This window comes from Paraburkholderia sp., assembly GCF_035656215.1.
GTDB lineage: Bacteria > Pseudomonadota > Gammaproteobacteria > Burkholderiales > Burkholderiaceae > Paraburkholderia.
In genome coordinates this window covers 1-8,920 of record NZ_DASRSY010000445.1, presented here as the reverse complement: position 1 = coordinate 8,920, position 8,920 = coordinate 1, and the positions used below count along the sequence as shown (strand labels likewise).

Here is an 8,920-nt window from a genome sequence, read left to right as displayed (position 1 = left end):
CTGATCAGCGGCACCCATCTGCCGAGCTCGGGACGCATCGTCTTCAAGGGCCAGGATGTGACAACGCTGGGCGCCGATCAGATGGCGCGCCTCGGTGTCGCGCGCACGTTTCAATCCACCGCGTTGTTCGACCGGGCCAGCGTGCTCGACAACCTGATCGTCGGCCACCGGCTGCGCACGCGCTCAGGGCTGTGGGACGTGCTGACGCATTCAACGCGGCTCAAACGGGAAGAACGCATTTGCCGTGAAAAAGCACGCGAGGCTTTGGACTTCGTCGGTTTGTCGGCAATTGCGGAACGGATGGCCGGCGACATCTCGCAGGAAGAGCGCAAACGCGCGGCTGTCGCGCTCGCACTCAGCACCGAACCGAGCCTGATGCTGCTCGACGAACCGGCGGGCGGCGTGAATCCCGAAGAGACCGAAGGCCTCGCCGAACTGATCCGCAAGCTGGTCAAACACGGCGTAACGGTGTGCCTTGTCGAACACAAGATGAACATGATCATGAAGCTCGCCGATCGCATCATGGTGCTGAACTACGGCAAGAAAATTGCTGAAGGCACGCCGACCGAAATTCGCGCGAACCCGGCCGTGATCGACGCTTACCTTGGGAGCGAGCATGCTGAAGTTTGAGAACGTCGCGCTCGATTACGGCAGTTTCCGCGCACTGGACGGCATCAATCTGCACGCGGACGACGGCGAACTGGTGGTACTGCTCGGCGCCAACGGTGCGGGCAAGAGTTCGATCTTTCTCGCGACGAGCGGCTTGCGCCGCGCCACGAGCGGCAGCCTGCGCCTGGGAACACGCGAGTTGCTCGGCATGACGCCGGCGCAGATCGTGCGCAGCGGCGTGATTCAATGCCCCGAGGGCCGCAAGCTGTTTCCGGGCATGTCGGTGCTGAAGAACCTCACGCTCGGCGCCTACGTGCATCGCGGCGACAAGGCTGGCAATCAACGCAATCTCGAGCAGGTGTTCTCGCTATTCCCGCTTCTCGCCGAACGCAAGGACCATCCGGCCGGCTCGCTGTCCGGCGGACAGCAGCAGATGGTGGCGATCGGCCGCGCGATGATGGCCCGGCCCAAGGTGTTGCTGCTCGACGAACCGTCGCTCGGTCTCGCCCCACTGGTCGTCAAGCAGGTATTCGAGGTGATCCAGCAGATCAATCGTGCGGGCACGACAGTACTGCTCGCCGAGCAGAACGCGTTCGCGGCGTTGAAGATCGCGCACCGTGCGTATGTCATCGAGAACGGCCGCATCGTGCTCGAAGGCGATCACGCGAGCCTGATGAACAACGAAGCGATCCGGCGCGCTTACGTCGGCGGTTGAACGGATTTGATGCACGGCCCGCGCAACGAGACCCTGAGCGCAGGCACATTCTATAAATCAAAGGAGACACATATGACGATCAAACACTTGTGCAGACGGGCCGGCCTGTGTGCGGCAGTCGCTACGACTGCGCTCTTGGGCTCGGGCGCCGCGATGGCGCAGCAGGTGGTGCATATCGGCTACTCCGGTCCGTTGAGCGGCGGCGCGGCGAAGTACGGCCAGGAAGTGCTCGAAGGCATGCAGATGGCCGCAGCCGACGTCAATCAGGCCGGCATCGAAGTGGCCGGCAAGAAAATCAAATTCGAAATCGTGCCGCTCGACGACAAGTACAACCCCGCGGAAACCGCGATCAACGCACGCCGTCTCGCACAGGAACAACAGGCCGCCGTGGTGCTCGTGCCGCATTCGGGTGGCGGTTTTGCGGTGCAGACCAGCAACGAGCAACAGAAATTGCTGCTGCTCTCGTACACGAGCGTGCCGCAGATCAGCGAGCGCGGCAACAAGCTCACTGTGCGTATTCCACCTGCGTTCACGTCGTATCTGAACGCCTTCATCAAGTACGAAATGGCGACATACGGCAAGAAGGTTGCACTCGCCGCCACCGATACCGACTACGGCAAGGTCTGGGTCGCCGCATTCAAACCCGCGTGGGAAGCAGCGGGCGGCACGGTCGTCGCGGACAATGCGATGTCGTATAACCGCGCCACCGATTTCTACAGCGGCGTGAGCCGTGTGCTGGCGGCCAAACCCGATGTGATGTTTATCGGCGGCCCGTCCGAGCCGACCGGCCTGATTGCGCAGCAGGCGCGCGAACTGGGCTTCAAGGGTGGCTTTATCGTGATGGATCAGGCCAAGCTCGACGAAGTGGCCAAGGTCACCGGTGGCTATGCGGCGCTGAACGGTGCGATCGGCGTATTGCCGTTGGCCAACGACGACACGCCGAACGCAAAAATGTTTGTGGAACGCTTCCGAAAGACCCATGGCGGGCGAGACCCGAGCCAGGAGGTATCGCTGAACTACACCGCGGTCTACGCAACGGCACTCGCGATGAAGCTGGCCGGCAGCGTCAGCGACGCGACTGCGATCCGCAATCAGTTCGATAAGGCGGTGAAGGCGCTGCCGCCGCAGGCTAATCCACAAAGCGTGACGGGCGTCGACGAGCACGGTGGCTTTGTGATCGGCAATCCGGTGGCGGCGGTGGTTCAGGGTGGTCAGTTGAAGTCGGCGGTGCTGAGCTCGCTGACTGCGGCGAAGTGATGACGCGATATAAACGTTAAAAAAAGCGCCGTGGTTTCCACGGCGCTTCGCGCATTCCAATTCGGCAGGCCACGCCGACTCACGTTTATCTCTTCAACTCATTTGATGATGTACTCACGCCCCTGCGGCCGTTCGGTAATCGAATCGGCCGGATCGCGCGACTCGACTACCCTTTCAACGCTTCGATGATCTGTGCACGCACCTCAGGCCGCTCGGCAAACGGATCGGTCGGATTGCGCGGCGTGACGATATCCTCCGCGCGCGTTTTCACGGCGGCTAGCGCATGCGGATGTGAAAAAATATAGAACTGCTCTTCACGGATTGCATCGAACACCATCCCCGCTACCTGCTCCGCGCTCACCTTCCCCGAACTCACTGCCTTCTCGCTCAGTGCGCGTGATACACGTTGCGACATGGTCGGCGGCGTATCGTTATCCAGTTCGGACGGACGGTTGCGATGCGCCTTCGCGATACCCGTCGGCACGAAATACGGGCACAGCACCGCGCATGCCACCTGCTGTGTGACCAGCGAAAGATCCTGATACAGCGACTCGGTCAGCGACACCACGGCGTGTTTCGACACGTTGTAGGGACCCATCATCGGCGGATTGAGCATGCCGGCCATCGATGCCGTATTGACGATGTGTCCTCGATAGGCCGGATCGAGTTTGGCGGCTTCGAGCATTAGCGGCGTGAAAGCTCGCACGCCATGAATCACGCCCCACACGTTGACACCGAACAACCATTGCCAGTCGCGTTCGGTGTTCTCCCATATGAGGCCACCGCTGCCGCCTACGCCGGCGTTGTTGAAGACCAGATGCACGCCGCCGTAGGTGTCGAGCGTGGCGCGGGCCAGCGCGTCGATTTCCTCGCCCTTCGCAACATCGACTCGGCGCGCGATGGCCTGCGCGCCGGCTGCGCTCACCTCGGCGAACGTTTCGTCGAGTGCGTCCTGTTGCACGTCGGCGAGTACGAGGCGCATGCCGAGCTTCGTGCCGAGCCGTGCGAATTCACGGCCGAATCCGGAGCCGGCACCGGTGATAACCGCAACCTTGCCGTCAAAATTTTCCATGCCTTGTCCCATTGCCAGTTGGTGTATTCAAGTGTTTTGAGGCGTCTCTATACTGCGTCAACGCCCAGCGGGATAAAACTGCTCGCGCAATTCGCGTTTCAATACCTTGCCGATCGGGCTGCGCGGCAACGCGTCCATGAAGGTCAGCGCGGAGAGCCGCTGCATCTTGCCGAGCCGCGCGTTGACCCAGGCAAGGAGCGTGTCGGCGTCGATCTGGGCAAGCGGGCGGCGCACCACGAACGCAACCGGTGTCTCGCCCCACTGCTCTGATTGCGCGCCCACCACGGCCACATCCGCGACGTCCGGGTGGGAGCACAGTTCAGTTTCGAGATCGCTCGGATAGACGTTGAAGCCACCCGAAATAATCATGTCCTTCTTGCGATCGAGCAGCGTCAAAAACCCGTCGGCATCGAAGCGGCCCATATCTCCCGTGCGGATGAAGCGCTTGCCGCTCGGGTCGTACCACTCCGCCTCGGCAGTCTTGTCCGGTTGACGGTAGTAGCCGGTCATCATTGCGGGCGAATGGCCGACGATTTCGCCCACCTCGCCTGCTGCCACCTCGTTGCCGAGTTCGTCGATCAGGCGGATATCGTGACCTTCCATCGGTTTGCCGACCGTGTGCAGCTTGGTGGGGAATTCGTCGGCCTCCAGTTGACACGACCCACCGCCTTCGGTCATGCCGTAGTACTCGGTGAGCTTGCCCGGCCAGCGGCGCACCACGTCCGCCTTCACGCTCGCCGCGAACGGCGCGCTCGTGCAGAACTTGGCCTGGAAACCGGAAAGGTCGTAACGGTCGAAGTCCGGATGCGCCATCAGGCGCTGATACTGAACGGGCACCAGCATCGTATGCGTGACGCGGTACTGTTGCGCAAGCTCGAGATAACGTGTGGCATCGAATTTCGGCATCAACACGACCGTGCCGCCGAAGGTCAGCGTCGGCATGAAACTCACGAGCGTTGTGTTCGAATATAACGGCGTGGAGATCAGCGTCGTGGCGTCGGGACCATAGCCGCGCAGAATGCTGCGCACCGCGTAAGCCCAGCGCATGCCGTGTGATTGCACGATACCTTTTGGCGTGCCCGTGGTGCCTGACGAATAGATGATGTTGAACGGCCACGCCGGATCGATCGTTACGGCTTCAGGCGTAGCGCCGTTCGGCGCGAGCCACGCTTCGAGCGCGGTACTGCCTGCGTGGACATCTAATGCCACCGGGATTGCGCTGATTTCTGCGGCCACCGGTTCGAGCAAACGCTTGACGTCTGCATCGAGGAACAACAACCGCGCGCCGGCGTTGCCGATCATGCTGACAAGACTCGCCGCACTCGACGACGGCGCGAGCGGCGCAACCGCCGCCCCTGCCCGCAGGCCGCCGAGAAACGCTACCGCATATTCCACCGAGGCGGCAGCGCACAACGCGATCGCATCGCAAGGCTTGATGCCGTCGCGCTGCAATGCGGCGGCAAAGCGATCGACTCGCGCGTCCAGCGCAGCGTAGGTCACCACCTCACCGTCGCAAATCAACGCCGCGTGTTCACCGCGTTCTTTGGCGAAACGGCGGAGCATGTCGGTGATGCAGACGAACGGTTCGTCCAATAACGCTTCAAGCCAGCCCATTGCTGTCAGCCTCCCTGGGTACCGTTGCTCTCATCAGCCGCCGCCGTGCGCGCCGCATCCTCTTCCTGCAACTTGCGCCACAGAATCTTGCCGCTACCCGACTTCGGCAACGACGTCACGAACTCGACGATACGCGGCGCCTTGTAAGACGCCATCTGCTCATGCGACCAGTCGATGATGTCCTGCTCAGTGATCGTGCCGGCGTGCGCCGCAGCGGGCACCACCAGCGCCTTCACGGTTTCACCGCGCTTCACGTCCTTTACGCCGATCACGCACACCTCGTGAATCGCCGGATGCCGGTACATCAGCGCCTCGACTTCCGCAGGCCAGACTTTGTAGCCCGACGCATTGATCATGCGCTTGAGCCGATCGGTCATGAAGAAATACCCCTCCTCGTCGATATGACCGAGGTCGCCGGTACGCAGAAAACGCTTGCCGTCGAGTTGGATAAACGCTTCTTCTGTACCCTTCGGATTGCGCCAGTAGCCTTGCATGACCTGCGGCGCGTTCACGACGATCTCGCCCGTTTCGCCTTGCGGGAGTTCCTGCAACGTGACCGGATCGATCACGCGCGAGTCCACGTCGAACACCGGAATGCCCAGGCACTGCGGCTTCGGGCGATGCGGCGGATTGATATGCGTGCCGGCAATCGTTTCGGACATGCCGTAGCCTTCGACATAATCGAGCCCCGTCAGCGATTTGAGCTTTCTGGCAATGGCATCCGGCATTGCCGCGCCGCCGCCTCGCGCGCCTGTCAGGCTCGACAGATCGTATTCGCCGAGCTTCGGATTCGACAGAAAGTCGACCATCATCGCCGTGATCGACTGCCACGCGGTCACGCGATATTTCTGCATGCATTGCGCCGCCGCTTCCCGATCCCAGCGCGGCAACACGACGATCGTTGCACCGGAGAAGACTGCGCTGTTCATGCCGCCTTGCATGCCGGTCACGTGAAAGAACGGCAATATCGATAGATACACACCGTCCGGCGGCGCCGAAAACCACACGCAGCCGCCAAGCAGCGTGCTCATCACACTGCGGTGCGTGTGCATGCAACCCTTCGGCTTGCCGGTGGTGCCGGACGTATACGGCATTACGCACAGATCGTCTGGACCGGTGGTCAGCGGACCCGGCGCGATACGCCGCTCGAGCACCTCGCGCCATGGCGTGACGCCGGGAATATCGAATGTCTTGCGCGGCGCCGCCACGAATTCCGGCACGGGAATCGGCGATGGCCGCTTCACGTAATCGCTATACGTCGCGACGATGGCATGCTCGATGCCCTGACCGGGCCCGGTCCCGATCAGCGGCTCAACGTTCGCGAACAGACATTGCGGCGCGATGATCGTGGTTGCCCCGCTGTCTTCGACGTAGTGAACCAACTCACCGCTCATGTTCATCGGATTGACCGGCACCACCACGGCGTTCGCGCGCAGGATCCCGTAGTAAGCGATGATCCATTGCGGGCTGTTCTGCATGTAAAGCAGCACACGATCGCCCGCCTTAACGTGGCACTCCTGCTGAAGGAATCCCGCGATGCGCTCGGCTTCGTCCTTGAACTCCCCGAACGTGACCGGCGTGTTGTAGAAGACAATGAACGGCTTGTTGGGAAAACGCGCTGCCGACACCTCGGCGTTATAGAAAATGTTGGTCTCGGGCAGCGTCAGATGCAGTGGCACTTGCGGCGGCCAATGCGGGTGATGGCGTTCGTTCATCAGCGTCTCCTGCTTTACTGTCTGTGCGCGTTTCACACTGGGGGTGCGCGCTTCGTTCACATCCGCCGCGTGGCGGATGCGGCTGACTCATGAGTCTCAGGGGCTTTATGAACGCCCGAGGTGGCGCCCAAGCTCCATCTTCGCGATGGCATTGCGGTGCACTTCGTCGGGTCCATCCGCAAAACGCAGCGTGCGCGAACTCGCATACGCACGCGCGAGGCCGAAGTCGTCGCTGACCGCGCCGCCGCCATGCACCTGCATCGCCCAGTCGATCACCTGGCATGCCATGCTCGGCGCGGCCACCTTGATCATGGCGATCTCCTGACGCGCGTCTTTATTGCCGACCGTATCCATTTTGTGCGCCGCATTCAGCACCAGAAACCGCGTCTGATCGATCATGATGCGGGCATTCGCGATCCGCTCACGCGTGACGCCCTGATCGGCAATCGGCCGACCGAACGCCACACGCTCCAGCGAGCGACGGCACATCGCTTCGAGTGCGCGCTCGGCGCGCCCGATTAAACGCATGCAGTGATGGATGCGGCCCGGTCCGAGCCGCCCTTGCGCGATCTCGAAGCCGCGGCCCTCACCGAGCAGCATGTTGCTGACCGGCACGCGCACGTTTTCAAACGAGATTTCGGCGTGGCCGTGCGGAGCGTCGTCATAGCCGAATACCGGCAGATGACGCAGCACTTTCACGCCAGGCGTGTCCTTGGGCACCAGAATCATCGATTGCTGTTGATGCCGGTTCGTATGATCCGGATTGGACTTGCCCATGAAGATCAGCACCTTGCAGCGCGGATCGTTCGCTCCCGAGGTCCACCATTTGCGGCCGTTCAGAATGTATTCGTCGCCGTCACGTTCGATGCGCGCTTCGATATTGGTCGCATCCGACGACGCCACCTCCGGCTCTGTCATCGCGAATGCCGAGCGGATCGTGCCGTCGAGCAACGGCAGCAGCCATTGTTGTTGCTGCTCGGGCGTGGCGTAACGCACCAGCGTTTCCATGTTGCCCGTGTCCGGTGCCGAGCAATTGAACGGCTCCGCGCCGATATGCGATCGCCCCATGATTTCGCACAGCGGCGCGTATTCCAGATTGGTGAGGCCCGCACCGTATTTCGACTCGGGCAGGAACAGATTCCACAAGCCCACGGCCTTCGCTTTCTCTTTCAGTTCCTCGATCACCGGTGCGGGCTGCCACCGGTTACCGGATTCGCGCGCCGTGTCCATCTGCGCTTCGAAGATCGCCTCGGCTGGATAGACGTACTCGTCCATGAAAGCGTTCAGGCGCTGCTGCAAACTCTTGACCTTGTCCGAGTGCTGAAAATCCATACGGCGTCTCCTGTCGATCGGAGTTAGCGCTTTAGCTGTCGACCAGAGTTCGCGCTTTAGCGCGTTACTTTGGTCCCATGCAGAGCACTTACTCCGATCCCATGCAAAGCTGTTTTTATGCGAGCGCAGCGCAGCGCGGCAATACGCTCGCGCAGCGCCTCGAAACCAGTCACTCAGACAATGATCGAGCCGCCATCCACTGCGAAATACTGGCCAGTGATATGACGCGACGCCTCACTCGCGAGAAACACGATCGGACCTTTGAGATCCTCATCGCCACCGAGACGCTGCAAAGGCGTGCGCGAGATGATGGTGTCTTCGAGTTTGTCGAGCAAACCCGCCGACATCTTCGACGGGAAAAAGCCCGGGCAGATCGCGTTGACGTTGATGTTGTACTTGCCCCACTCCGCCGCGAGCGCCCGCGTAAAGTTGATCGCCGCGGCCTTGGAGGTGTTGTACGCAATCGTGTTCATGCCGGGTGGCGAACCCTTCAGGCCCGCTACCGAGGCGATATTGATGATCTTGCCGGCACGGCGCGGAATCATGCTGCGCTTACCGACTTCGCGAGCGACGAAAAACGGTGCGTTGACATTCAGGTTCATCACC

8 protein-coding genes are annotated in these 8,920 nt (G+C 61.5%); 3 read left to right on the top strand and 5 right to left on the bottom strand.

Annotated elements, in window-relative coordinates:
• The 3 genes from VFE81_RS26180 to VFE81_RS26170 all read left to right on the top strand — a co-directional run.
• On the top strand, positions 1 to 630 hold a 630-nt coding region (locus tag VFE81_RS26180), incomplete at its 5' end, for an ABC transporter ATP-binding protein (protein WP_325047362.1).
• Positions 617 to 1,324 (top strand): ABC transporter ATP-binding protein, encoded by a 708-nt coding sequence (locus tag VFE81_RS26175; protein ID WP_325047361.1) that lies wholly within the window; start codon positions 617 to 619, stop codon positions 1,322 to 1,324. The genes VFE81_RS26180 and VFE81_RS26175, both read left to right, overlap by 14 nt.
• A 72-nt stretch (positions 1,325 to 1,396) precedes the next feature.
• Complete coding sequence (locus VFE81_RS26170) at positions 1,397 to 2,581, top strand: ABC transporter substrate-binding protein (protein WP_325047360.1); 1,185 nt, start codon at positions 1,397 to 1,399, stop codon at positions 2,579 to 2,581.
• Positions 2,582 to 2,747: 166 nt separating this feature from the next.
• Here the strand turns inward: VFE81_RS26170 and VFE81_RS26165 are convergent, their stop codons facing one another.
• From VFE81_RS26165 to VFE81_RS26145, 5 genes are all read right to left on the bottom strand, one after another.
• Positions 2,748 to 3,653, bottom strand: a complete 906-nt coding sequence (locus VFE81_RS26165; protein ID WP_325047359.1) for an SDR family oxidoreductase — start codon at positions 3,651 to 3,653, stop codon at positions 2,748 to 2,750.
• Between the two features lie 57 nt (positions 3,654 to 3,710).
• Entirely contained in the window at positions 3,711 to 5,267 is a 1,557-nt protein-coding gene (locus tag VFE81_RS26160) for a class I adenylate-forming enzyme family protein (RefSeq protein WP_325047358.1), read from the bottom strand.
• 5 nt (positions 5,268 to 5,272) lie between these two features.
• On the bottom strand, positions 5,273 to 6,982 hold the full coding sequence (locus VFE81_RS26155) for a long-chain fatty acid--CoA ligase (protein WP_325047357.1): 1,710 nt from the start codon (positions 6,980 to 6,982) through the stop codon (positions 5,273 to 5,275).
• A 105-nt stretch (positions 6,983 to 7,087) separates the two neighbouring features.
• The gene (locus tag VFE81_RS26150) at positions 7,088 to 8,314 is read right to left on the bottom strand and encodes an acyl-CoA dehydrogenase family protein (protein ID WP_325047356.1); all 1,227 of its coding nucleotides are present in this window, start codon (positions 8,312 to 8,314) and stop codon (positions 7,088 to 7,090) included.
• A gap of 173 nt (positions 8,315 to 8,487) precedes the next feature.
• The coding region (locus VFE81_RS26145) for an SDR family oxidoreductase (protein WP_325047355.1) at positions 8,488 to 8,920 on the bottom strand (433 nt) is incomplete at its 5' end.